21 protein-coding genes are annotated in these 23,835 nt (G+C 58.8%); 12 read left to right on the top strand and 9 right to left on the bottom strand.

Features of this window, described 5'->3' with window-relative positions; genetic code table 11:
* The first annotated feature begins 89 nt into the window (after nt 1-89).
* The 7 genes from nirK to FZE95_RS14780 all read left to right on the top strand — a co-directional run bounded on the left by nirK (nt 90) and on the right by FZE95_RS14780 (nt 6,388).
* Nucleotides 90-1,478: a copper-containing nitrite reductase gene (gene nirK, locus FZE95_RS14810; protein ID WP_178100997.1), complete on the top strand. Its 1,389-nt coding sequence runs from the start codon at nt 90-92 to the stop codon at nt 1,476-1,478.
* 189 nt (nt 1,479-1,667) lie between these two features.
* Entirely contained in the window at nt 1,668-2,108 is a 441-nt protein-coding gene (locus FZE95_RS14805; protein WP_150301645.1) for a DUF411 domain-containing protein, read from the top strand.
* A gap of 33 nt (nt 2,109-2,141) precedes the next feature.
* Nucleotides 2,142-3,413: an acyl-CoA dehydrogenase family protein gene (locus FZE95_RS14800; protein ID WP_150301644.1), complete on the top strand. Its 1,272-nt coding sequence runs from the start codon at nt 2,142-2,144 to the stop codon at nt 3,411-3,413.
* 123 nt (nt 3,414-3,536) lie between these two features.
* Nucleotides 3,537-4,532 carry a ubiquinone anaerobic biosynthesis protein UbiU gene (gene ubiU / locus FZE95_RS14795; RefSeq protein WP_150301643.1) on the top strand — a complete coding sequence of 332 codons (996 nt, stop codon included), beginning with the start codon at nt 3,537-3,539 and terminating at the stop codon, nt 4,530-4,532.
* An 11-nt stretch (nt 4,533-4,543) separates the two neighbouring features.
* The gene (locus tag FZE95_RS14790; protein ID WP_150301642.1) at nt 4,544-5,434 is read left to right on the top strand and encodes a U32 family peptidase; all 891 of its coding nucleotides are present in this window, start codon (nt 4,544-4,546) and stop codon (nt 5,432-5,434) included.
* Nucleotides 5,428-5,931 carry a ubiquinone anaerobic biosynthesis accessory factor UbiT gene (ubiT, locus tag FZE95_RS14785; protein WP_150301641.1) on the top strand — a complete coding sequence of 168 codons (504 nt, stop codon included), beginning with the start codon at nt 5,428-5,430 and terminating at the stop codon, nt 5,929-5,931. The genes FZE95_RS14790 and ubiT overlap by 7 nt, the downstream gene beginning before the upstream one ends.
* Before the next feature lie 70 nt (nt 5,932-6,001).
* Nucleotides 6,002-6,388: a putative zinc-binding protein gene (locus FZE95_RS14780; protein WP_150301640.1), complete on the top strand. Its 387-nt coding sequence runs from the start codon at nt 6,002-6,004 to the stop codon at nt 6,386-6,388.
* 546 nt (nt 6,389-6,934) lie between these two features.
* Here the strand turns inward: FZE95_RS14780 and narL are convergent.
* The 9 genes from narL to FZE95_RS14735 all read right to left on the bottom strand — a co-directional run bounded on the left by narL (nt 6,935) and on the right by FZE95_RS14735 (nt 16,025).
* The gene (gene narL / locus FZE95_RS14775; RefSeq protein ID WP_150301639.1) at nt 6,935-7,588 is read right to left on the bottom strand and encodes a two-component system response regulator NarL; all 654 of its coding nucleotides are present in this window, start codon (nt 7,586-7,588) and stop codon (nt 6,935-6,937) included.
* Nucleotides 7,581-9,458: a type IV pili methyl-accepting chemotaxis transducer N-terminal domain-containing protein gene (locus FZE95_RS14770; RefSeq protein ID WP_150301638.1), complete on the bottom strand. Its 1,878-nt coding sequence runs from the start codon at nt 9,456-9,458 to the stop codon at nt 7,581-7,583. The genes narL and FZE95_RS14770 overlap by 8 nt, the downstream gene beginning before the upstream one ends.
* A 66-nt stretch (nt 9,459-9,524) precedes the next feature.
* On the bottom strand, nt 9,525-9,764 hold the full coding sequence (locus FZE95_RS14765; RefSeq protein ID WP_150301637.1) for a cytochrome C oxidase subunit IV family protein: 240 nt from the start codon (nt 9,762-9,764) through the stop codon (nt 9,525-9,527).
* 7 nt (nt 9,765-9,771) lie between these two features.
* Nucleotides 9,772-10,380 (bottom strand): cytochrome c oxidase subunit 3, encoded by a 609-nt coding sequence (locus FZE95_RS14760; protein WP_150301636.1) that lies wholly within the window; start codon nt 10,378-10,380, stop codon nt 9,772-9,774.
* A complete protein-coding gene (locus tag FZE95_RS14755) occupies nt 10,377-12,215 on the bottom strand; it encodes a nitric oxide reductase activation protein NorD (RefSeq protein WP_150301635.1) in 1,839 nt (612 codons plus the stop codon). The genes FZE95_RS14760 and FZE95_RS14755 overlap by 4 nt, the downstream gene beginning before the upstream one ends.
* A 3-nt stretch (nt 12,216-12,218) precedes the next feature.
* On the bottom strand, nt 12,219-13,121 hold the full coding sequence (locus tag FZE95_RS14750) for a 4Fe-4S binding protein (protein WP_150301634.1): 903 nt from the start codon (nt 13,119-13,121) through the stop codon (nt 12,219-12,221).
* A gap of 78 nt (nt 13,122-13,199) precedes the next feature.
* On the bottom strand, nt 13,200-14,615 hold the full coding sequence (locus FZE95_RS14745; protein ID WP_150301633.1) for a cbb3-type cytochrome c oxidase subunit I: 1,416 nt from the start codon (nt 14,613-14,615) through the stop codon (nt 13,200-13,202).
* 38 nt (nt 14,616-14,653) lie between these two features.
* Entirely contained in the window at nt 14,654-15,100 is a 447-nt protein-coding gene (locus FZE95_RS14740; RefSeq protein WP_150301632.1) for a c-type cytochrome, read from the bottom strand.
* Nucleotides 15,101-15,158: 58 nt separating this feature from the next.
* The gene (locus tag FZE95_RS14735; RefSeq protein ID WP_150301631.1) at nt 15,159-16,025 is read right to left on the bottom strand and encodes a CbbQ/NirQ/NorQ/GpvN family protein; all 867 of its coding nucleotides are present in this window, start codon (nt 16,023-16,025) and stop codon (nt 15,159-15,161) included.
* Between the two features lie 544 nt (nt 16,026-16,569).
* Between FZE95_RS14735 and nosR the strand changes: the two genes are divergently transcribed.
* The 5 genes from nosR (at nt 16,570) to FZE95_RS14710 (ending at nt 23,819) form a co-directional block, all read left to right on the top strand.
* The gene (gene nosR, locus FZE95_RS14730) at nt 16,570-18,729 is read left to right on the top strand and encodes a transcriptional regulator NosR (RefSeq protein WP_150301630.1); all 2,160 of its coding nucleotides are present in this window, start codon (nt 16,570-16,572) and stop codon (nt 18,727-18,729) included.
* Between the two features lie 67 nt (nt 18,730-18,796).
* The gene (gene nosZ, locus FZE95_RS14725; RefSeq protein WP_150301629.1) at nt 18,797-20,698 is read left to right on the top strand and encodes a TAT-dependent nitrous-oxide reductase; all 1,902 of its coding nucleotides are present in this window, start codon (nt 18,797-18,799) and stop codon (nt 20,696-20,698) included.
* Nucleotides 20,699-20,779: 81 nt separating this feature from the next.
* Nucleotides 20,780-22,084 carry a nitrous oxide reductase family maturation protein NosD gene (locus tag FZE95_RS14720; RefSeq protein ID WP_223825081.1) on the top strand — a complete coding sequence of 435 codons (1,305 nt, stop codon included), beginning with the start codon at nt 20,780-20,782 and terminating at the stop codon, nt 22,082-22,084.
* Complete coding sequence (locus tag FZE95_RS14715) at nt 22,081-22,992, top strand: ABC transporter ATP-binding protein (RefSeq protein WP_150301628.1); 912 nt, start codon at nt 22,081-22,083, stop codon at nt 22,990-22,992. Before FZE95_RS14720 ends, FZE95_RS14715 begins: the two co-directional genes overlap by 4 nt.
* A complete protein-coding gene (locus FZE95_RS14710) occupies nt 22,989-23,819 on the top strand; it encodes an ABC transporter permease (RefSeq protein ID WP_150301627.1) in 831 nt (276 codons plus the stop codon). Before FZE95_RS14715 ends, FZE95_RS14710 begins: the two co-directional genes overlap by 4 nt.
* Nucleotides 23,820-23,835: the final 16 nt, after the last annotated feature.

Raw genomic sequence — 23,835 nt, 5'->3', positions numbered from 1 at the left:
GTCTGGAATTCAGGCTGAATGATTCGCTCTCGACCGGGCACGTTCCGACTCTGCAGTGGCAGGGTCTCACCTGATCTGGGATCGAAACTATGAGAACCTTCCTTCTCTATCTTTTTACCTTCTGCGGGCTCGTCGGGTTTGGCGCGCCTGCATTCGCTGACCACCCCGGCGATACTGCGGACGTCAAGTATGTGCCGGATGTCGTCTTCACCTTTCGAACCGATATAGCCGATGGCAAGCTGGTATATATCAGCGAAGCTGGCCCAACCAAGGGCCAGATCAATCCGGAGATGCGCGTACCCGAGGGTGCAGTGGTGCAGGTAAACGTCGTGAATGGCGATGGCGCTATCCATGATTTCGCGATACCCGATTTCAGCGTGAAATCCGACCAGATCGGTGGCAAGGGTTCGGCGACTGCGGTGGTTTTCCGTGCCAGCAAGAGCGGTACCTTTGAATACCTCTGTACCTTGCCTGGACACAAGGCTGCGGGGATGTTTGGCAAGCTGATCGTGGGTGATCCGCAGGAAACCACCGCGAGCAACTTCCCCGATCTGTCAAAGAACCCAAGCGAAGTCGGTGAGCCGGTCGGCAATCGCGAAGCGAAAGAAGTTACTTTCGAACTGGAGACCACTGAGGTCGAAGGTCGCCTGAGCGATGGTGCCAGCTACAAGTTCTGGACTTTCAACAACACTGTTCCTGGTCCGATGATGCGTGTACGGGTAGGCGATACCGTCAACATCAACATGAAAAACTCCATCGATAGCGCCCACATCCACTCGATCGACCTGCATGCCGTGACTGGTCCTGGCGGTGGTGCTGCGGTTACTCAGGCTGCGCCTGGCCATACCAAGAGCTTCTCGTTCAAGGCTATGGCTCCCGGTCTGTACGTCTACCACTGCGCTACCCCGATGGTTGCTCAGCACATCACCAACGGTATGTACGGCATGATTCTGGTCGAGCCTGAAGGTGGTCTGGACCCGGTTGATCGTGAGTACTATGTGATGCAGGGCGAGCTTTACACCGCACAGCGTCACGGTTCTTCCGGCCTGCAGGAGTTCTCTCTGGACAAGCTGCTCGACGAGCGTCCCGAGCACATGATGTTCAACGGTTCCATGGATGCGCTGTCTGCAACCCACAACATGGAGTCTGATGTCGGCGAGACTGTACGGATCTTTTTCGGTGTTGGCGGTCCCAACCTGGTGTCCAGCTTCCACGTAATTGGTGAGATCTTCGACCGTGTATACGATCAGGCCTCATTGACCAGCCCACCGCTGACTGACGTGCAAACCACTCTGGTTCCACCGGGCGGCGCCACCATGGTTGAGTTCGATACTGAATACCCAGGCAAGTACATTCTGGTCGACCATGCTCTGTCCCGCGCAGAAAAAGGCCTGGTCGGTATCCTGACTGTCAACGGTGAAGCTGACGCGGAGATTTTCGAAACCGAGGAGGCAGTAGACCACTCCAGCGGTCACTAACCATCTACCGCAACAAACGCGCCCCGGAACCCAGTGTTCCGGGGCGTTTTCGTTTTTGGGTTCGACCTTCCTCGGGACCGCCCACCGAGCTGTCAGCAGTCCAGAACCCTCAGTCCTTGAGCCAGATCAAGGATGCCGCATACGAGCGGTGATTGAATGACCCTGAACTCATTTAACCCGGGGCTTCCCATGTTGCGAAATTTCACTTCAACACTTGTCGCGACCCTGCTACTCGGCGCGACGGTTCCCGCCCAGGCAGCAGTGCCGGCTGAGGCGACGCTTTACAAGAACCCCGATTGCACCTGTTGTGACGAATATGCCCGTCACCTCGAACGCCACGGAATACAGGTAACCATCATTGACGACGCCAACATGGGCCAGATCAAACAGCAGGCGCGGCTGCCATACGGTCTCGGCTCGTGCCACACAATGAGCATCGGGAACTATCATGTTGAAGGGCATGTGCCCTACGACGCTATCGCCGAGCTGTTCAGACAACAACCGGCCATCCACGGCATTACCTTGCCCGGTATGCCGCAGGGCAGTCCCGGCATGCCAGGTCCGCAGCGTTCGCCCTTCGAGATCCACCAATTCACCAGCCAGCAGGCTGAACCCTTCATGACGCTGTAACCCAGCGCTGCATGCCATTAAAAAGGAGCAATTATGGATTTTGCATACAGTCCCGCCACCCAGGCGCTGCGTCTCAAGGTGCGTGAGTTTCTGGACCAGCATATCGTGCCACGGCTCGGCCAATGGCAGCGCGAAGTCGCGGCGGGCCAGTTCCTCGTCTCTTTCATGGCGGATCTCAAGGCGCTGGCCCGGGAGGAGGGGTTGTGGAACCTGTTTCTGCCATCCCTGCGTGACGACGAGCCAGGCACGCGCCTGACCAACCTTGAATATGCGCCGCTGGCGGAAATCATGGGGCGGGTCAGCTGGGCTTCGGAGGTGTTCAATTGCAACGCGCCGGATACCGGCAACATGGAATTGCTGCATATGTTCGCGACCCCGGAGCAGCGGGAGCGTTGGCTGCAGCCGCTGCTCCAGGGTGAAATCCGCTCAGCATTTGCCATGACCGAGCCGGATGTTGCGTCTTCTGACGCCAGCAATATCCAGACGTTGATCCGCCGGGACGGCGACGACTATATCGTCAACGGTCGGAAGTGGTTCATTACCAATGCATCGCACCCTGACTGCAAGTTCCTGATCGTGATGGGCAAGACCGACCCGGATGGCGAGGCGCGCAAGCAGCAGAGCATGCTTATCGTGCCTTTCGATACGCCCGGTGTGGAGCTGGTGCGCAACATCCCGGTCATGCACCACGTCTCCCCGGAGGGCCACAGCGAACTGGTATTCCGTAACGTGCGCGTGCCGGCAAGCAATTTGCTGGGTCAAGAAGGCGACGGTTTCATGATGGCTCAGGCGCGGCTGGGGCCGGGCAGGGTGCACCATTGCATGCGCGCCATCGGCATGGCTGAGCTGGCGCTCGAACTGATGGTCGATCGAGCGCAGGAACGTCGTACCTTCGGTCGCTATCTGCATCAGCACGGCAGTATTTCCGACTGGATCGCACGCTCGCGCATGGAAATTGAACAGGCTCGCCTGCTGGTTCTGAAAACCGCCTGGATGATCGATCAGAGCGGCGCGCGCGAGGCACGCCGGGAAATCGCCATGATCAAGGCCGTGGTTCCCGCCATGCTCGGCAATGTGATCGACCGGGCAATGCAGGTGTTCGGCGCCATGGGGCTGACACCGGATACGCCCCTGGCCGACCTCTGGATCAGCTCCCGGGCGTTACGCATTGCTGACGGGCCTGACGAAGTTCACCTGCGTAGCATCGCCCGTATGGAGATCGACGCAGGTCAGGAGCGTCGGGGCAGCAGCAGCGATTATCTGACTCCACCCGATGTGCTTCGTACTGACCATAAGCACTGTTAACCCGCAACGGTGCCGACCGGCGTGTATGACGTCTGTCGAGCACCGATGCATTGACCATGATCAAGGCCGGCTGGACCAGAAAAGCGCAAAGTGGCTCGCGTTTTACATTACCAGGGAGCCACTATGCAACTGGTCTGTCCAGCAGGCAGCCTGCCCGCGCTGAAGTCGGCGCTGCGTCAGGGTGCTGATGCCATCTATACCGGTTTTCGCGACGATACCAACGCGCGCCATTTTGCCGGCCTCAACTTTACTGACAAACAACTGCAAAGCGGCGTCGATCTGGTCCGCCAGCAGGGACGTCAGATCTATATTGCGGTCAACACCTATGCCCTGCCTGATGGGTGGGCGCGCTGGCGCCGGGCAGTCGATCACGCTGCGGATCTGGGCGTGGACGCATTGATTGCGGCCGACCCCGGCGTACTGGCGTATGCCACCAAACACCACCCCAGGCTCAACTTGCATCTTTCCGTGCAGGGCTCGGCCACCAATGCTGCCGCCTTGCAGTATTACCATGAACATTACGGCATTCGCCGAGCGGTACTGCCCCGGGTGCTGTCATTGAACCAGGTGCGCCAGGTGGCGGAGGCCAGTCCGGTACCGGTCGAGGTGTTCGCCTTCGGCAGCCTGTGCATCATGGCGGAAGGGCGCTGCCATTTGTCCTCTTACGTGACCGGCGAATCCCCGAATCTCTGCGGCGTCTGCTCCCCCGCCAGCGCCGTGCGCTGGAATCAGGAAGACGATGTCCTGAGTTCACGCCTGAATGATGTGTTGATTGACCGCTACGAAGAGGGCGAAGCGGCCGGCTATCCGACGCTGTGCAAGGGCCGCTTTATGGTCAACGGCAAGCGTTTTCACGCCCTCGAAGAGCCCACCAGTCTGAATACGCTGGATCTGGTACCGCAATTGGCGGCGATCGGCGTGACGGCGGTCAAGATCGAAGGGCGCCAGCGCAGCCCCGCCTATGTCGAACAGGTGACCGGCGTCTGGCGCCAGGCGCTGGACCGGTTCGCCTCCAATCCACGGGGCTATTCGGTTGAACCTGCGTGGATGCAGGCACTCGATAAGGTTTCAGAAGGCAGTCAAACCACTCTGGGTGCTTACCACCGCGCCTGGCAGTAGAGGGGAGAGCAATGAAATTAACACTGGGACCCATCCTGTTCTACTGGACGCGGCAACAGATCATGGATTTTTACGCGGACGTTGCCAGCGAGCCGCTGGATGTCATTTATATCGGCGAGACAGTGTGTTCGAAGCGCCGCGCATTGTCGCTGGATGACTGGCTTGGGCTGGCGCGCGACCTGCGCAGCGAGAGCGGTGCTCAAGTAGTGATATCAGGCCTGGCATTGATTGAAGCAGCTTCTGAACTCTCTGGTTTACGGCGGTTGTGCGACAACGGCGACATCATGGTGGAGGCCAATGATATGGCCGCGGTGCACTACCTCACCAGCAAGGGCGTGGAGTTTGTTGGCGGCTCGTCACTCAACCTGTACAACGCCCTGGCGCTACAGCAATTGACGGAGCAGGGAATGGTCCGCTGGGTGCCGCCAGTGGAGTGTTCCGGCGAGCTGATTCAGGCTGTCATGCATCAGGCAGCTGACGCAGGCTTCCTCTTGCCGGAAATTGAAGTGTTCGCCTGGGGGCATCTGCCGCTGGCCTATTCAGCGCGCTGTTTTACCGCCCGTGCTGAGAACCGGCCGAAGGATGACTGCGGTTTCATCTGTCAGGAATATCCCGATGGTCTGCCAATGACCAGCCAGGAAGGCCAACCGCTATTTACGCTTAACGGGATCCAGACCATGTCCGCCGGGGTAAGTAACCTCCTGGCCGAGTACCCCCGGATGCGTGCCATGGGCATTGACGCGTTGCGTATCAGCCCCGCCTCAAACGGGACGCTGGATATCATCCGTACCTTTGACGAAGTCAGACGAGGCGCCGAGCCGCCGCTCGCAATCGACGGTTGCAACGGATATTGGTACGGCCAGCCGGGTATGTTGAGGGTAGAGGAGGCAGGTTTATGCTGAACCTGGCGAGCCTGGCATTGCGCGCAGGCGATCCCATACTTCCATTGAGCCGGCACGTGCCCTTCACAATCCAGCGGCTGGTGATTGAAAAGGCCATGGCCCGGATATTCGCCGAGCCGGTTGCCGACGGTGATTTTGACTGTTTGCACGGACGCTGGTTGCGCCTGGAGGTGACAGATCTCGGCCTGGCCTGGAATGTGACCCGCACGGACAAAGGCCTGCGCCTGGACAGGAGCGCTCCGACAGATCTCTGTATCCGCGGAAACTGGCGCGAATTCCTGCTACTTTCCAGCCGTCAGGAAGACCCGGACACGCTGTTCTTCCGTCGTAGGCTGATTATTGAGGGTGACACCGAGCTTGGCCTGGAAATAAAGAATCTGATGGACAGTCTGGATTCTGATCGTCTGCCGCCGCGGTTGTGGCAACTGATTCAGTGGCTGGGGGCCGGAGCGTCCGGAATTGACCCAGGTCAAGGAGCGGCCCAGCACCCAGCATGACAATGGCAAGGGTCTGTTGGCACTTCGTCGCGGCCGCGATGAAACGTCAACAGACCCTTTGGAGGTTCTAATGTCTGCTACAAAAAATTCCCCGCTTATCTATTCGTGCTCGGGCTGCTCCAACGTGGCGCAGCTCGCCAATACGCTTGCTCTGCGGATCGATCGCGCCGGGATTGCCGAGATGTCCTGCATCGCTGGCGTTGGCGGCAAAGTCGCGTCCCTGGTAAAAACAGCGAAATCGGGCCGCCAGATAATCGCGGTGGACGGCTGCAAACTCCAGTGTGCCAAAGCCTGTCTGAACAATGTCGGCGTCGAACCCGAGATTCACGTTTTACTCAGTGATTTCGGTGTACGTAAACGATTTGGTGAAGATTGCACGCCAGAGCAGGCGGACGATCTGGAGGTGCAGATTGTCGAGCTGATTCAGAACAGTCGTGCCCAGGATGAGGCTGTCTGATCTTTGGGGCCGGAAGCGGGAACTCAAAAATGCTGAGCTGAAACTCCGCAGCCAATCGCCCGCCGCCTGTCAGGACTCCGCAAGACGCCGTGAACCCATCCATGGGGGCTTGACGAAAACATCCCTGTTTTCGACACTTGCTCCACCCTGACAGCCGGCGGGCTTGGCCGAGCATCGGCGTGGTCCGGAGTTTAAAACCGTTTTTTGTTTCCGTTTGGCAGCTCAAAACTCTGGGGCGGAGCGGGACGACAGGGCTGCGATGACCGTCCGATGACAGGAATGTCATCGACGAGCTTACAGGGACGTACTTGCAGCGTGTCAGCGCGGCCCTGTCGGCTCGCGGAAGCTGACTCAGAACTCTCCAACTCACCTCGCTGCGATAGCTGAGCTCGGAGGACAAACCCAGCAGATGATTGCTTGTCGTGAGTGTTTTCGCTGCCGTGACCGGTAGTAGTCGTCCGTCGGCGGGTTAGCTGTAGCTGAGAATTTGGCGTAGCGCAGGCGCGCTACACCCCCAGGATGGGCGAACACATTGGCTCCCATCCTCTAGGCGAGGTTCTGCTCTACCACCCATACCGCCGCTTCAGTACGTGAACGCATGCCCAGTTTGTTCAGCACACGTTTGACATGCACCTTTACCGTACCTTCGCTGATGTCCAGCTCACGGGCGATCATCTTGTTACTCTGGCCCTTGGCGATCTGGCGCAGTACGTCCCGCTCTCGCCGGGTAAGGTGAGCCTGGGGTTCGGAGGCTTCAGCCTCGGGCCGGTTGCGGATAGCGTCAGCCAGTATCATGGTCAGTTCTGCGCTGAGTGCCAGTTTGCCGCGCGCGGCAAGGCGTATCTGTTCTACCAATTGGTCTGCGTCCATATCCTTGAGCAAATAACCGTCGGCACCGCTGCGCAGCGCTTCAAGTACGTCGTCGTGATCATCGGATACGGTGAAAAAGATGATGCGCGCATCGATCTGTTCGCGACGCATCTGCCGCAGAATGTCCAGCCCGCCCATGCCCGGCATGTTGAGATCAAGCAGGATCAGGTCAGGCTCGAGTTCATGGGCGAGGCGGATGGCTTCAACGCCATTGCCGGCTTCCCCGGCGGGATCGAGATCAGGCTCCATGGCCAGCAGGTCACGCAGACCGCGGCGCATCATGGGGTGATCGTCCACCAGCAGAATCCGGATGCTATCTGTTTCATTCATGTGCAGCGTGTTCCCTTGGGACAACGATTCGATAGTCTGGCGGGAAATTCACCAGGATCTTGGTTCCGCCAGCTTCTCTTCTGTAAATGTGGAGCGTACCGCCCAGGCTGCTGGCACGTTCGTGGAGAATGCTCAGCCCGTAGTGACCTTCGGGCGAGGTGGTTTCGGCGATCCCGATACCATCGTCCTCGACCTGTACCGACACGATCCCCTTGTCATCCTGTTTCAGCTGGATCCAGCACTGGCCGGCCTGCGCATGCTTGATGACGTTGCTCAGCGCCTCGCGGGCAATCTGTAGGCAATGGACCTCTTCATTGGGCGAAAGCGGGCAATGGTCAAGCTGGTAGTCCAGTGTGATGTCTACGCCGGAGTTGCGACTGAACTCCTTCACAGTGGCCTGCAGCGCCGGTTTCAGGCCCGGCTCGTTAACCTGTATGCGAAAGGTCGTGAGCAGCTCGCGCAGTTGGCGGTATGCCGCAGCGAGACCTTGTTCTATCTGCTCGCGCGTCTCAGCCAACTCGCTCGGTCCGCAGCCGTTCTCGACCTGCCGCTTGAGCCTGGCCAATTGCAGCTTCTGCGCTGAAAGCGCTTGAGCGAGCGAATCATGCAGCTCACGCGCGATCACCGCACGCTCTTCCATAAGGGCCAGACGTGCCTGCTGCTGGCCAAGATTCGCCAGGCTCATGGAGGCTGCGTACAAATCAGCAAGGGTAACCAGCACCTGCTCCTGCCATGCCTGAAGCGGCTCGCCGACTGGCTGCTCGACACGCAAACTGCCCAGATGCGTCGATCCCGAGTGCAGCTCGAAGCTGGTCAGCCGATCCATGCACTCCAGCCCTGAATCAGCCAGGTCCGCCGGGCACTCGGCGCAGCTGGACAACTTGCAGTAATGCGGTGGCTCGCTGCCCTCGGAGGTAACCGCGGCGTAATTACCGCCACCGGCGCCGCTATTCAGGCAGAGGGAAACCGGGCCGCAACCGAGGGCCTGCCGCACGGCTGCGAGCGAGCGGGCCATCATGCGCACCGGATCCGCCGGCTGGTTGTAGAGCGTTCGGGCGCTCTCGAAAAGCAGGTGCAGCGCGGCGTTGGTGCGGGTCAGTTCCGCGGTCTTGTCGTTGACCTTGGTCTCCATGTCCGCGTAAAGACTTGCGAGTTCTTCATTCATCTTGTTGAGGGTGCTGGCGAGCAGGTCCAGCTCGGTTCCGCTGCCCGCTCTCATTCGACCAGTGAAATCACCGCGGCTTACCTGATGGGCGAGGGCGGTAAGCTGGCGCAAGGGGGTGGCGAGGTGCTTTCGCAGATCGAGAATAAGCGCACAGGTGCTCAGCAGGACAACCAGCAGCGTTCCCAGCTGCACTCTTTGAATCATCGCCAGATTTCGTTCGGAAAGACGCTGCAGGGTCGCGACGATGCCATCCAGCAGGTTGACGAACACGGGTACCTGCTCCCCCAGTGATTGTATTTGTGGCGTCTTGTCGACGAGTAGTGGTCGCATTCCCCGTTGCCAGTGATCGACCACCGCCTCGTGCAAGGCGGGCAGGGCGGAGGCGCGATGCCGATCCATTGCGGCCTGCAAAATCGGAGACTCAAGGGTCGCCTGCATCTTCTCGACGTGGGACTGCAGGCGCGCAGAATCGGCGTCTGCCGTCGCCGCGAGTCGCCAGGCTTGCATGCGCAAACTGCCGGCAACGTTGATCGCCTCGGCATCGCCTTCCAGTGCGCTGGTCACATAGCTGTTGCCGAGTATGCCCAGCAGGGTTATGCAGATGATGATTGCACAGGCGATGATGGCTCTGGATACGATTGAATGACGTGGTTTCGTGTCTGCAGTCCCGGATACGTCAGTAGATTGTATGGTGTCTTGAGTCATGTTCTATCTTGCGCGAATGAGCGGTGGCTTAACACAGGCAATCCCAGCGGTGCATCTCCCGTGCATCTACAGGAACATCGCCATGCTGGCGAGGATAGCAACCAGCCAGCCGCTGACAATGGCGCGGAACAACTTCGGGCCCTGGGCCAATCCCATGAAATGGTCGATCAACCATTGGCCCTTGATCGCGCTCAGGAGAATGATCGCCCATAGCAGCCAGCTCCCTTCGGTGAAATGCCCCAGCCACCAGCCCAGCCCGGTGAGGGCAAGCAATGCCAGCCAGCTGTGTGTCAGTTTAGTGGTCATGCATACCTCACGGCAGTATATAGAGCAGGGGAAACAGCATCAGCCATACCAGATCCACCATGTGCCAGTAGCTGGCGGCTGAGTCCGCCGCCATCCGGCGCGCTTCGGGAGTCTGATACACGCCGCGCTGCCAGCGTCGGGCAACCACCAGCAGGATCACCATGCCCAGCACCACGTGCATCATGTGAAAGAATGTCGTGAAGAAGTAGAAAAAATAGAAGGTGTCGGTGCGCAGGTTGTATCCAGCGCTGAATAGCTGAACGTATTCGACACTCTTGATCACGACGTAGAAAACACCGCTGCCCGCGCCGGCATAAAACCACCCTGGTAGCCTGGACAGCCGGCCGGCACGCATATCGGCAACACCGCGAGCTACCCAGTAGCTTCCCGTGAGCAGGGCCAGGGTATTGATCAGCCCGGCTTCCGGGTGCAGGGTGGCCACCCCCGCGCTGAACATGTCGGGCCAGTTGCCGCGGGCGAAGGCCATGCCGCTAAGCAACAGGGCAAAAACCGCCAGTTCGGCGAAGATGAAAAACCACATCGCCAGGTCGCCGGGTATCTCCTCTTCTGTCGCGACATTGCCCAGCGGTAGATGTATCCGCTCCCGTGCGTTCATGGCGTGCGTCCAGTCAATAACAGATAGAGTTGAGGCAGCAGTGCTGGCAGGTCGGCTGCCTTTTGCAGGAGGTGGAAACGCTGCGGGCCGAACAGGTAGGGCAGATAGTCAGCGGCTTCCTGGTCGATAGTCACGCAGAAGGGCTCAAGGCCGGCACGGCGCGCCTCAATCAGTGCGTGACGGGTGTCTTCCATTCCGTAGCGACCCTCATACAGGTCCAGATCGTTTGGCTTTCCATCGGTCAATATCAGCAATAGCCGCTGCTCCGCCGGCTGCTCCCTGAGGATTTCGGTTGCCTGACGGATGGCTGCGCCCATGCGCGTGTAATAGCCGGGGCGCAAAGCCTGGATACGGCCATGTATCGGCGCACCCCAGGGCTCGGCAAAGTTCTTGATCAGGCTGTAGCGCACGTGATCGCGCCGGCGCGAGGAAAATCCGTACATGGCGAAGGAGTCGTCGCCGGCATCCAGGGCCTCACCGAGTAACTCCAGGCTGTCCCGGACCACGTCGATGACCTGGTGTTCGTTATCAGCATAGGCCTCGGTAGACAATGAAAGGTCAGCCAGTACCAGACAGGCGAGGTCGCGTTGTTGCGGCGATTGTTGGCGCCACAATGCCGGTTGGGCGTTGGCTTCGCCGCGTTGGCGAGCAGTGGCGAAATTGATGCATGCCTCCATATCCAGCAGCGGGCCAGTAGCCTGGCGCTTGTTCCAGCCTTGCTGCGGGCGCAACGCCTCGAAACGGCGACGCAATTCACCTGCCAGCGGTTGCAGGCGTGAGGGCAGCGCACAGGGCACGGCATTTTTCGGCAGCATGGGTATCACCTTGCAGTGCCGGGGTATCAGCTGCTCCTTGCGCCAGTCCCATTCGGGCAGGAGACGACCCTCTCCCAGCGGGATGTCGTCCTCGGCGGCGGAGGGCAGGTCCAGATCCAGACGCAGTCGCGACGCGCCGGCATCGCCATGGCGCGACAGGCTCAGGTGGTCCAGGTCTTCGGCGACGCGATCAGCTTCATCGTCTTCACTGTCGTCGACGGTACGGTCCACGGGTACAAACTCGGACCAGGAAAAAAGGCTTTCCAGGCGGAATACAATCAGCCCGTCGCGTCCGTCTATGTCATCAATAAATTCTGCACGCTTGCGTCCTTTACCTTCCTTGGGTTTGGGCGCGCCAGTGCTGGTGCCGTCGTTGTCATCGGTACGCGACACGGCGGCCTGATCCTGATGCAGCGCCGGGTACAGCCACAGCGGCACAGGAAGTGGATCGCCATCGGCCGCGGGCAAGTTTTGCTGACTACCCGGTTCAAGAATAGCCGCCTGCAGACAGCTCTCACGCTGTGCCTGCGTGCTGGACAAGGTGTGCAACGATGGACGGATCGAGACCAGTTCTGCCGCCAGGCGCTCATACAGCGACGCCAGCCCCGGGAATCGTTCCAGCGTGGCGGCGACCTGGTTCTGGTTCCATACCAGCCAGTCGCCTGTAGCGGGCGCGCCGCTCTGGCTCGCCAGCGCCACCAGCCATAGATACAAGTCGTTATTCAGCTCGACGGTCGGGTAAGTCTGGATCACGGCCGGCAGGCGTACGCTATCGTGGTCGCGCCAGGCCATCGCGTACTGTCGGCCAGTCCCGGCGATCTTCTCAAGCCAGTGGCGCGGCGGTCGGAAGGCGCGCTCGGTAGCGGCCTTGATTACCAGACCAGGATCGCCGCCCAACGCGCGGAATACCATGGCCAGCCGAGGACCCTGGTCCTCAAGGCGAACCTGAGCTTCGGGATAGCTGGTGCGCGCCAGGCGCGTTACCAGATTGTGCCAGCGCATGCCTACGAGTTCTTCCATCGTTCAGTCCTTCTCGATCACGTGGATTTTGGTACTGGGTTGCTTGTCCATGACGATGGCGTCATCGCCACTGGTCCAATGGAGAAGCGAACCGGCGGGGTTGGCGGCCTGAACCTGTGAGCAGGTCTGGACACACACTCCACACTGAGTGCAGGTAATCTTGTGACGCTTCATGCCGCGTGGCGGCAGGCGCATTGGACATGCCTTGTCACAGGCATTGCAGTCGCGGCAATCACGGGCGCGTTCGCGCTTGAAACCGATCACCATGGCGCGGCTGTTCACCGCCCAGATTAAGCTCTGGAAGATGCCAACGGCGCAGCCGTACTTGCAGAAATAATGCCGGGCCAGGGCAAACTCGATACAGAACAGAGCGGTGCCGATACCGATGAAAAACCAGTGCCAGGTCGGCAAATCCAGACTTGCCAGACCTGTCCACAAAGGTATCGGCGGTACCAGGTAGCTCAACAGGGTGATGGCCCAGAGTGCCGAGCCGCCCAGCACCATCAGGGTCATGACCAGGCGCGCGCCGGCCCGTCGGGGGGCAGAGGGCTTTTCCCAGACAGAGCGCCGGCCAAGCCAGCGGGCCATCAGGCCGTCGATCCATTCGACCATCGAAAAATGCGGACATAGCCAGCCGCAATACAGGCGCCCCCAGCGCCAGACTACCCAGAGCAGCACGCCCAGGGTTAACAGAATGGGCAAGCCCAGACGCAGCAGCAGGTGCAGGGTGATGGAGGCGGGATCAAGAGCACTGGTCTGGGGATCAAGCCCCAGGGTCCAGTCCATGGTCAGAAAAACAAAATGGCCCCTGCTTAGATCGAGACGAAACAGATCCAGTATAGGTGCCACAAGAAAGAGGATAAAAAAGGCACTGCGACTGATCCGGCGAAGCGTTGCTAGCATCATGTTGTCTCCGCCTTCAGTCAGGTTGATGAGTAGGTGGTGCTGGCAGCGGAAGCTGCCAGCACCGGATTGTCGTTCTGATCAGCTCATGGCGGCGACGTCAGCAACGAGCGGCTCGGTCGGCTTGCTGGCGCGTGCGGCGGCCACGAAGCTGGCCAGGTACATGAGTACACCGACGCCGAAGCCCACGCCGGCGGCCAGACGCATCCAGTAGATCACTGTGATCGCGTCCTGAGTGGCCATGAAACCTAGCGCACCGACGTCGTCCGGAATGCGTTGCAGCCAGATCTGTACCACGCCGGCAGCGGTCAGCAGCAAGGTGATCAGCAGCATGCTGACGCTCATGGTCCAGCAGGAGGCGATCTCCAGGCGTTGCGCCTGCAAGCTGTTGGCTTGCCGTCCGTTCAGGATCGGCCAGGCGTAGGAAATGATTGCCAGCACGATCATCACATAGGCGCCATAGAAGGCCAGGTGGCCGTGGGCCGCAGTCAGCTGGGTGCCGTGGGTGTAGTAGTTCACTGGTGCCAGAGTGTGCAGGAAGCCCCATACACCCGCGCCGAGGAACGCCATGATGGTGCAACCTACTGCCCAGGTGACGGCCGCCTTGTTGGGGTGGTCGCGGCGACGCTGCTTGAGCATGCTGAATGCGAAGACCATCAGCATGAAGAACGGCAGGGGCTCGATGGCAGAGAAGACTGAACCGATCCACAGCCAGTATCCCGGTGCGCCGATAAAGAAGAAGTGGTGGCCGGTACCGAGGATACCGCTGATCAGGGCCATGGCGATGATCAGGTACAACCATTTCTCGACGACTTCACGGTCTACGCCGGTAGTGCGGATCAGAATGAACGCCAGGATGGCACCCAGGATCAGTTCCCATACACCTTCAACCCACAGGTGCACGACCCACCACCAGAAGTACTTGTCCATCACCAGCGAGGCGGGGTTATAGAAGGCGAACATCCAGAATGCTGCCAGGCCGATTAGGCCGGTGGTCAGCACCATGCTGACAACGGTCTTGCGACCCTTGAGCACGGTCATGATGACGTTAAAGAGAAAGCCGATAAACACCAGGGCCAGACCGATCTTGGTAATGGTCGGCTGCTCAAGGAATTCCCGTCCCATGGTCGGGAAATATTTGTTTCCTGTCAGCTCCGCCAGCGTTGCGTAGGGCACGGCCAGATAGCCAATGATGGTCAGCGTGCCGGCCGCGGCGAATACCCAGAAAAGTATCTTGGCCAGCAAGGGACTATATAGCTCGCACTGGGTTTCCTCGGGTAGCAGGAAGTAGGTCGCGCCCATGAAGCCGAACAGCAGCCAGACGATCAGCAGGTTGGTGTGGACCATGCGGGCCACGTTGAAGGGTATCTCCGGAAACATGAAGTCGCCGATGATGTACTGGGTGCCGAGGATCAGACCGAAAACGATCTGACCGACGAACAAAATCATGGCGAAAGCGAAGTAGGGCTTCGCTGCCGACTGACTTGCGTATTTCATAGTGTGTTTATCCTTGCGTAATGGGAACCGGGTCAGCTTCAGCCTTCCTTGTTCGGCGGCCAGTCATTGGTATCGATACGTGATGTCCAGATGAGGAATTCGGACAGGGCGCGGGTTTCTTCCTCGCTCAGGTTGAATTGCGGCATCTTGCGGCGACCGGGAACACCGATCGGCTGTGCCTTCATCCAGGCGGAGAAGTAGGCGTGGAAGGCTTCTTCGTTACCCATGCCGCGACGGTCAAACACGTTGCCCAGTTCAGGAGCGAAGTAGGCGCCTTCACCCAACAGCGAGTGGCAGCCGACACAGTTGTTTTCTTCCCAGAGCTCTTTGCCATGGGCGACCTCGGCTGTGAGCTTGTCGCGGTTTTCCCGCTCGGGTATCGCTACCACCGTATCCATGGTCAGACCAATAAACAGCAGCATGAAAAACATGCCGCCCCCGTAGTAGATATTTCGGGCCATGCCCTTGGTGAAACGCTCCGACATGATTACTTCCTCATCGTGTTAGTAGTTCGAAAGCTGTGGCAGACCAGACTTAGGGAACCTAGGCGCTGGTTTTCAATCGCTGTGTGGATGCTGCGGGTTGGTTGTGCGTGCCGAAGTGCGCCTTGACCACGTCAAGGATGGCGGCCTGAGTGGTCGGATCGTCACTCAACGGCTGGGCCAGACAGGCTTCGCAGGCAGCGACGGGATCCAGGCCGGCACGCATCAGGCGGGCGGTATGTATAAGCAGTCGGGTAGAAGGCGCTTCCTCCAGGTCATGTGTGCCGAGATGGCGTAATGCGTTGCACAGCTGGACCAGCCGTGTTGCCAAAGCAACCTCGACGCCGGCTTCGCGAACAAGAATGTCGATTTCCGCAGCCGTTTCGGGGTAATCAAAGGTCATCGCCACGAACCGTTGGCGGGTGCTCGGCTTGAGCCCTTTCAGCAAGTTGCGGTAACCGGGGTTGTAGGACACCACCAGCATGAAACCGGGGGCCGCTTCGAGGCACTCGCCTGTGGCGTCCAGCGGAAGAATGCGACGGTCATCGGCAAGCGGGTGCAGGACAACGGTGGTGTCCTTGCGCGCCTCGATGATTTCGTCGAGATAGCAGATGGCGCCTTCGCGTACGGCGCGGGTCAGGGGGCCGTCCTGCCAGTATGTGCCGTCAGGTCCAATGAGATGGCGGCCGACGAGGTCGGCCGTTGTCAGGTCGTCATGGCAGGCTACGGTGTAGAGCTTGCGGCCCAGACGTTCGGCCATGTGCTGCACGAAGCGAGTCTTGCCGCAACCGGTGGGGCCTTTGATGAGTACCGGGAGTTGATGCCGGGCAGCCTGTTCGAACAGTTCGGTTTCATTACCGGTGGCCCGGTAATAGATTCCGCTGTTGTCGGGATGGTGCAGTGTGGTCGTGCTTGCAAGATGGTTCATATATTTCGTCCTGAGCTGGGTCCGTTTCGGGGTAATGAAGCTGCCGAAGCGGATCGGATGCCTGTGCAGGACTATTAGCAAGCACTGTGCCATATCTTAGGTTGTTGTTTTGCAAGGATAAAAATAGCCGAGAGTATTTTCGACCCAATAGCGCAAGGGTATATATAACCATCAATGGTTGGATATACCGTTTCGGTTGGAGCTTTTTTGTCAGCGTATTTCCTGGTCAATAGCCAGGAATAGGTATGGCGGTTATTGAGTCAGTTCTTCACTATTCGCCGAACTGAACAGGGGATTTTCCAGAGTTCCCGCTCAGCCTGCGACCTAGCGCCGCGGGCCCTCGGGAGAGGGCTCTAAAAAGTGGGTAACATGTCGTCAAATGCGAGTAAATGCAGTGATACATCGCATAAATGCAGCTAAATGGCGATATGCATGCATTTTGCAGGCGGTTGGGAATTGATCCTGATCAAATCCCCCTGTCGGATGGATGTCTACACTTACCTCAAACCTCGAAGTCACTTCTTCAGTACCCGGAGTTCCATTAATGACAAACCCAATCAGTGCTGCATGGGTCTGCAGAGCTATTATCTGCATTGTCCTTGGGCTGGGCGCTTTTCAAGCAGCTGCAGCCCAGGCCTATGCAGACCTGATCCAGCAGCGGATCGATATAGCGCTACCCAACGTGGACAGGATTTCCGAGCCTGAAGGTGAGTACAACGTCCGCTCCCTGTATGCAGACGAAGAGGTAGTGGGTTATGCCTATCAGAGTATTGATGTCACCAACATTCCTGCCTATTCCGGCAAACCTTTAAATGTCCATGTGATTATTGATCCGCGGGGCGTCATCCGCGATGCCTATGTACTGGAACACCATGAGCCTATTCTGCTGATTGGCATTCCTGAGCAGAAACTGCACGACTTCACTGCCAAGTACGACGGCATTTCGGTTAATCAACGCGTCGTGGTGGGCCGTTCGCGGGACGAGAACGCAGTCACCGTTGATGCTGTGAGTGGGGCGACTGTCACCGTAATGGTGGTGAGTGAGATTGTCATGGGTTCGGCGCATACCGTCGCGGTATCGCTGGGTCTGGTTGACGCCGCCAGCGCCGCAGGAACCAGGCCGGCCACGGTTCGCGAGGATGTGTATGAGGAAGCCGACTGGGCGACCCTCACCGGTAACGGCGCAGTCCGCCGTCTGCATCTCACCCATGGCGAGATTGACGAAGCCTTTCGCGGGACCGAGGCAGAAGGGATAGACGAAGCCGCTCCGGATCAGGCCGACGCCACCTTCATTGATATGTATGCCGCGCATCTCAACCCGCCGACCGTTGGCCGCAACCTGCTGGGCGACAACCAGTACCGGTTTCTGATGGAGGACCTTGAGCCCGGCGAGCACGCCATCGCTGTGATGGGCCGTGGCGACTACTCCTACAAAGGGTCTGGCTACGTACGGGGCGGCATTTTCGACCGGGTGCAGCTGCGCCAGTTTGGCGAGATGATCAGCTTTCGCGATATGGACCACGAGCGGTTATCCGACGTCTTCGCTGCAGGCATGCCTGATTTTGACGAGATGTCTATCTTCATTGTGCGCGAGAACCATCGCTTCGACCCCGGCACGCCCTGGTCGCTGGAATTGCTGGTGCGCCGGCAAACTGGCCCGGTGAGCAGCGTGTTCACCAGTTTCGAGCTGCCGTATCAGCTGCCTGAGCAATACATCGAGCGGCCAGAGCCTACGGCTGCAGAGTTGGCGGCGATCGAAGAGGCCAACCGTCCGATGTGGGTCAATATCTGGTATCAGCAGAGCTGGCAGATCGGCGTCGTGGTCACTGCGCTGATGGTGCTGCTTGGCATCCTGTTCTTCCAGGACAAGCTGACCAAGCACCCGACTTTCCTGCACTGGCTGCGCCGCGGTTACCTGATCTTTACTGTGACATTCCTCGGCTGGTATGCGCTGGGGCAGTTGTCGGTGGTCAACGTGCTGACCTTCGTGCACGCGGTGTTTGAAGACTTCCGCTGGGAGCTGTTCCTTACCGATCCAATCATTTTCATCCTGTGGGTATTCACTGCCGCCAGCATTCTGCTGTGGGGGCGGGGGGTCTTCTGCGGCTGGTTATGTCCCTTCGGTGCCCTGCAGGAGCTGATCAACGAGGCAGCGCGCAAGTTGAAAGTGCCACAGTACGAGCTACCCTTTGCTGTACATGAGCGCCTATGGGCGATCAAGTACATAGTGCTCATGGTGCTCTTTGCCATTTCGCTGGAATCCATGGCCGTCGCTGAGCGTGCGGCTGAGGTTGAGCCTTTCAAGACGGCCATTACCCTGAGGTTCGACCGTCAGTGGTGGTTTGTGCTGTATGCAGTGATCCTGCTGGTGATCAGTATTTTTACCCGCAAGGTTTATTGCCGCTACATCTGCCCGCTGGGCGCCGCGTTGGCCATCCCCTCAAAGTTCCGCCTGTTTGACTGGCTGAAGCGCCGCAAGGAGTGCGGTGATCCTTGCCAGCTCTGTGCCAAGGAATGCGAAATCCAGGCTATTCATCCGGATGGGCATATCAATCACAACGAATGCCATTACTGCCTGGACTGCCAGATGACCTACCACAACGACGAAAAATGTCCGCCCTTGATCCTGAAGAACAAGCGCGCACGCAAAGGCAAGAAGGAGCCCGTCCCCGAGCTGATTCCGGTCCATGTGGTTGAACCCTGAAGTAACCCTGAACGAAACGTTTCACATCCGAGTTTGAAGACTGAAGCTGTATCCAAGGAGCAGAAAGATGAGTGACAAAGAGAAGAATACCGAAGTACTCGAAGCCAAAGGGCTAAGCCGCCGCGGCTTCCTCGGTGCCAGCGCCGTGACGGGTGCGGCAGTCGTGGGCGCGACCGCGCTTGGCAGTTCCATCATGAGCCGCGAAGCCTTTGCCCAGGCAGCCAAGGAGGCGAAATCCAAGACTCACGTAGGCCCCGGCGAGCTGGATGACTATTACGGTTTCTGGAGTGGCGGGCATCAGGGTGAGGTCCGGGTGATGGGCGTTCCGTCGATGCGCGAGCTCATGCGCATCCCGGTATTCAATATCGACTCGGCAACCGGCTGGGGCCTGACCAACGAAAGCAAACGGATCATGGGCGACAGTGCCAAGTTTCTGAACGGCGATTGCCACCATCCGCACATATCCATGACAGATGGCAAATACGACGGTAAATATCTGTTTATCAACGACAAGGCCAACAGCCGCGTTGCCCGTATCCGCCTGGATATCATGAAGACGGACAAGATCACCACGATCCCCAACGTTCAGTCGATTCACGGCCTGCGTCTGCAGAAAGTACCGCACACCAAATACGTTTTTGCCAACGCCGAATTCATCATTCCCCATCCGAATGATGGTACGAGCTTTGATCTGAGTGGCGACAATGCCTATACCATGTTCAACGTACTGGACGCCGAGAGCATGGAGGTCGCTTTCCAGGTCATCGTCGACGGTAACCTGGACAATACCGATGCCGACTACACCGGCAAGTACGCCGCGGCAACCTGTTATAACTCGGAAGAAGCGACCGACCTGGGTGGCATGATGCGCGCTGAGCGCGACTGGGTGGTGGTATTCAATATTCCGCGCATCGAGAAAGCCGTCAAGGATGGTAATTTCAGCACGTTGGGCGACTCCAAGGTACCTGTTGTTGACGGCCGTGCCGGCTCCGAGCTAACCCGTTACATTCCCGTGCCGAAGAACCCCCACGGTTGCAACACATCTCCGGATGGCAAATATTTCATCGCGGCCGGCAAACTGTCCCCGACGGTCACCATGATCGCCATCGACCGGCTTGACGATCTGTTTGCCGATAAGTTTGATGACCCGCGGGAAGTGGTTGTTGCCGAAGTCGAACTGGGCCTCGGACCGCTGCATACCACCTTTGACGGTCGTGGCAATGGCTACACCACCCTGTTCATCGACAGTCAGATCGTCAAGTGGAACATGGAAGACGCCATTCGTGCCTATAACGGCGAAGACGTCAACTACATCAAACAGAAGCTGGATGTGCATTACCAGCCAGGCCATACCCACGCGTCGCTGACCGAAACCTCGGAAGCCGACGGCCAGTGGCTGGTGGTCCTGAGCAAGTTCGCCAAGGACCGTTTCCTGCCGACCGGCCCGCTGCACCCTGAGAACGATCAGCTGATCGATATCTCGGGCGACGAGATGAAGCTGGTTCATGACGGCCCGGCATTCGCTGAGCCGCATGACTGCATCATGGCTCGCCGCGATCAGATCCGCACCAAGAAGATCTGGGACCGCGATGATCCGTTCTTCGCCGAAACCGTGAAGATGGCCGAGAAGGATGGCGTCAACCTGACTGCCGACAATAAGGTGGTCCGCGACGGCAACAAGGTGCGTGTCTACATGACCTCCTTTGCACCCGCCTATGGGCTTACCGAATTCACCGTCAAGCAGGGCGATGAGGTGACGGTGACCGTGACCAACATCGACCAGATCGAAGACGTGACCCACGGTTTCGTCATGGTGAATCACGGTGTGAGCATGGAGATCAGCCCGCAGCAGACCTCTTCCATCACATTCACCGCCGACAAAGCCGGCCTGTTCTGGTACTACTGCAGCTGGTTCTGCCACGCATTGCATATGGAAATGGTCGGCCGGATGATGGTCGAACCGGCCTGATAGCCGTAGTTATCAGCACGACTCAGCAGCCCGGCGATCCGCCGGGCTGTTTTTCGATGGCATCCGAAGAAGGTAACAGCAGTGCCGAAAAAACCGGCGAGAGTGGTTACGCGCCTCAGTGCCCTATGTGCATTACTGTATTTTTCCGGAGTGGCCCAGGCGGCTCCTCAGAGTATTACCGACTTGCCACTGTCCGCCGACAGTGACAACCGCTGGTCCCTTCCTGCAGGGGAATATCAGGGCCAGTTTCTCATCGATCAGCCAATCCACCTGCGCTGCGAAGACGGCGCAATATTGAATGGGCAGGGTACAGGTCATGTCGTTGAGATAAAGACGCCCGACGTGACCCTTGAAAACTGCACGCTCTCGGACTGGGGACAGAACCTGACCGAGCTGGATGCTGGCATTTTTTTGCATCCGGAGGCCGATCGGGCGACTCTGCGAGGCAATCGCCTGCGCGGACCAGGTTTCGGAATCTGGATCGATCAGGCCAGTGATGTGAGCGTGGTCGGCAACGATATCCAGGGCGACCAGAGTATGCGCTCGCAAAACCGCGGCAACGGTATCCATCTATTCAGTACCAAGGGCACCCGAATTATCGACAACCATGTACGTCACACACGTGACGGCGTGTACATCGGCAACTCCAACGGCAACCAGATCGAGGGCAACACGCTCGAAGACCTGCGCTACGGCGTGCACTACATGTTTTCCCATGACAACACTGTCATCGGCAATATCACGCGTAACACCCGGACCGGCTACGCATTGATGCAGAGCCGTCAGCTGACAGTTACCGGGAACCGCTCCGAGCATGATCAGAACTACGGCATTCTGATGAACTACATCACCTACTCGACGATAAGCGGTAACTTTGTGTCCGATGCTCATCAGGGAGACACGGGCGACAGCATGATCTCGGGTGCGGAAGGCAAGGCGTTGTTCATCTATAATTCACTGTTCAATACCATAGAAAACAACCACTTCGAAAACAGCGGGTTAGGAATACATCTTACGGCTGGATCTGAAGACAACAAGATCAGCCGCAACGCCTTTGTGGCCAACCAGCAGCAAGTGAAATACGTGGCGACCCGCACCCAGGAATGGTCGGTCGATGGCCAGGGCAACTACTGGAGCGATTACCTGGGGTGGGACCGCGATAATGACGGGCTGGGCGATGTGGCCTATGAGCCGAACGACAACATCGACCGCCTGCTCTGGCTTTATCCGCAGGTGCGCTTGCTGATGAACAGCCCGGCCATTGAACTGTTGCGCTGGGTGCAACGTGTTTTCCCGGTAACCAAATCGCCCGGCGTGCAGGATAGCCATCCGCTAATGAAGCTACCGGCGGACAGTCCGGCTCTCGCTCAGGAAACCACCCGATGAATGCAGTTGAAATCCAGAATCTCACGCAGCGCTATGGCACCATGACCGTGCTCGAGCGGTTGAACCTCACGCTGGGCGAAGGCGAAGTCCTTGGTTTGTTTGGGCACAACGGTGCAGGCAAGACCACCACCATGAAACTGATACTCGGCCTGCTCAACGCCACTGAAGGGCAGGTGCGCGTGCTTGGCCGCGAGCCGAACGATCCGCAGGTGCGCCGCACCCTGGGCTATCTTCCCGAGAACGTGACCTTCTACGGGCAACTCAGCGGCCGCGAAACGCTGCGTCATTTTGCGCGTTTGAAAGATGCCGCACCCGGTCAGACAGACCAGTTGCTGGAGCAGGTCGGGCTGAGCCATGCAGCGGACCGCCGCGTGCGGACCTACTCCAAAGGCATGCGCCAACGACTCGGCCTGGCACAGGCCTTGCTCGGCGAGCCCCGCCTGCTGCTGCTGGATGAACCCACCGTAGGCCTGGATCCGGTCGCCACTGAAGACCTGTATAGCCTGATTGACGGTCTCCGCCAGCAAGGCTGCAGCGTCATCCTGTGTTCACACGTATTGCCGGGCGTTGAGCGGCATATCGACCGCGGCGCGATTCTGGCTGGTGGGCGCCTGCAGGCGGTGGGCACGCTGACCAGTTTGCGTCACGAGGCTGCGTTGCCTGAGCGGATCCGCGTCAGCGGCGTAGTCGACCGGGAATCCTGGATGCAGCGCTGGAACGCGGCAGGGCATGGCGCTACGCCGCTTGGCAGCGACGGTATCGAAGTCGTGGCGCGTGGCGATCAGAAGCTCGATCTGCTCCGGCAACTGCTTGCAGGGGAAAAACTGACCGACATTGAAATTCACCAGCCATCGCTTACCGATCTTTACCGCCACTACATGGACAAGGCAAACGGGGTGCCGGCATGAACCAGATCTGGAATATTGCGCGCAAGGAATTAAGCGATGGCCTGCGCAATCGCTGGCTGCTGGCGATCAGTCTTGTATTCGCGCTGCTGGCCGTCGGCATTGCCTGGTTTGGCGCCGCCGCCTCCGGCCAGGTAGGCTTTACTTCCATCCCGGCTACCATCGCCAGTCTCGCCAGTCTCGCGACGTTCCTCATGCCGCTGATCGCCTTGATGCTCGCCTATGACGCGATTGTCGGCGAAGAGGAAGGGGGGACCCTGATGTTGCTGTTGACCTATCCACTTGGCCGCGGACAGATACTGCTGGGCAAGTTCTTTGGTCATGGGCTGATTCTGGCGTTGGCCACGTTGATTGGCTTTGGATGCGCTGCGCTGGCCATTGCAGCCCTGGTCGAAGATGTCGAGTTGAGTCTGCTGATATGGGCATTCGGACGGTTCATGATTTCATCTACCCTGCTGGGATGGGTGTTTCTGGCGCTGGCCTATGTGCTGAGCAGCCTGGCCCGCGAAAAATCCACAGCCGCCGGTCTGGCGCTCGGGTTGTGGTTCCTGTTCGTACTGGTATTCGATCTGGCGCTGCTGGCTGTACTGGTTATCAGCGAGGGCAAGTTCAACCCGGACCTGCTTCCCTGGCTGCTCCTGTTCAACCCAACCGATATCTACCGCCTGATCAACCTGTCTGGCTTTGACGTCGGCAGCAGTGCAGTCGGCGTACTGACTTTGGGTGACGATCTGCCTGTTTCGGGCTGGCTGTTATGGGCATGTCTGGTTGTGTGGGTAAGTATTTCGCTGCTACTGGCGTATTGGTTGTTCCGTCGCCGGGTCGTGTGACCCTAAGGACTTTTGA

It is taken from the genome of Pseudomonas profundi, assembly GCF_008638305.1.
GTDB classification, from domain to species: Bacteria; Pseudomonadota; Gammaproteobacteria; order Pseudomonadales; family Pseudomonadaceae; genus Halopseudomonas; species Halopseudomonas profundi.
Note: the sequence above shows the minus strand (reverse complement) of the source record. Positions and strands in the feature narration are given on the sequence as shown.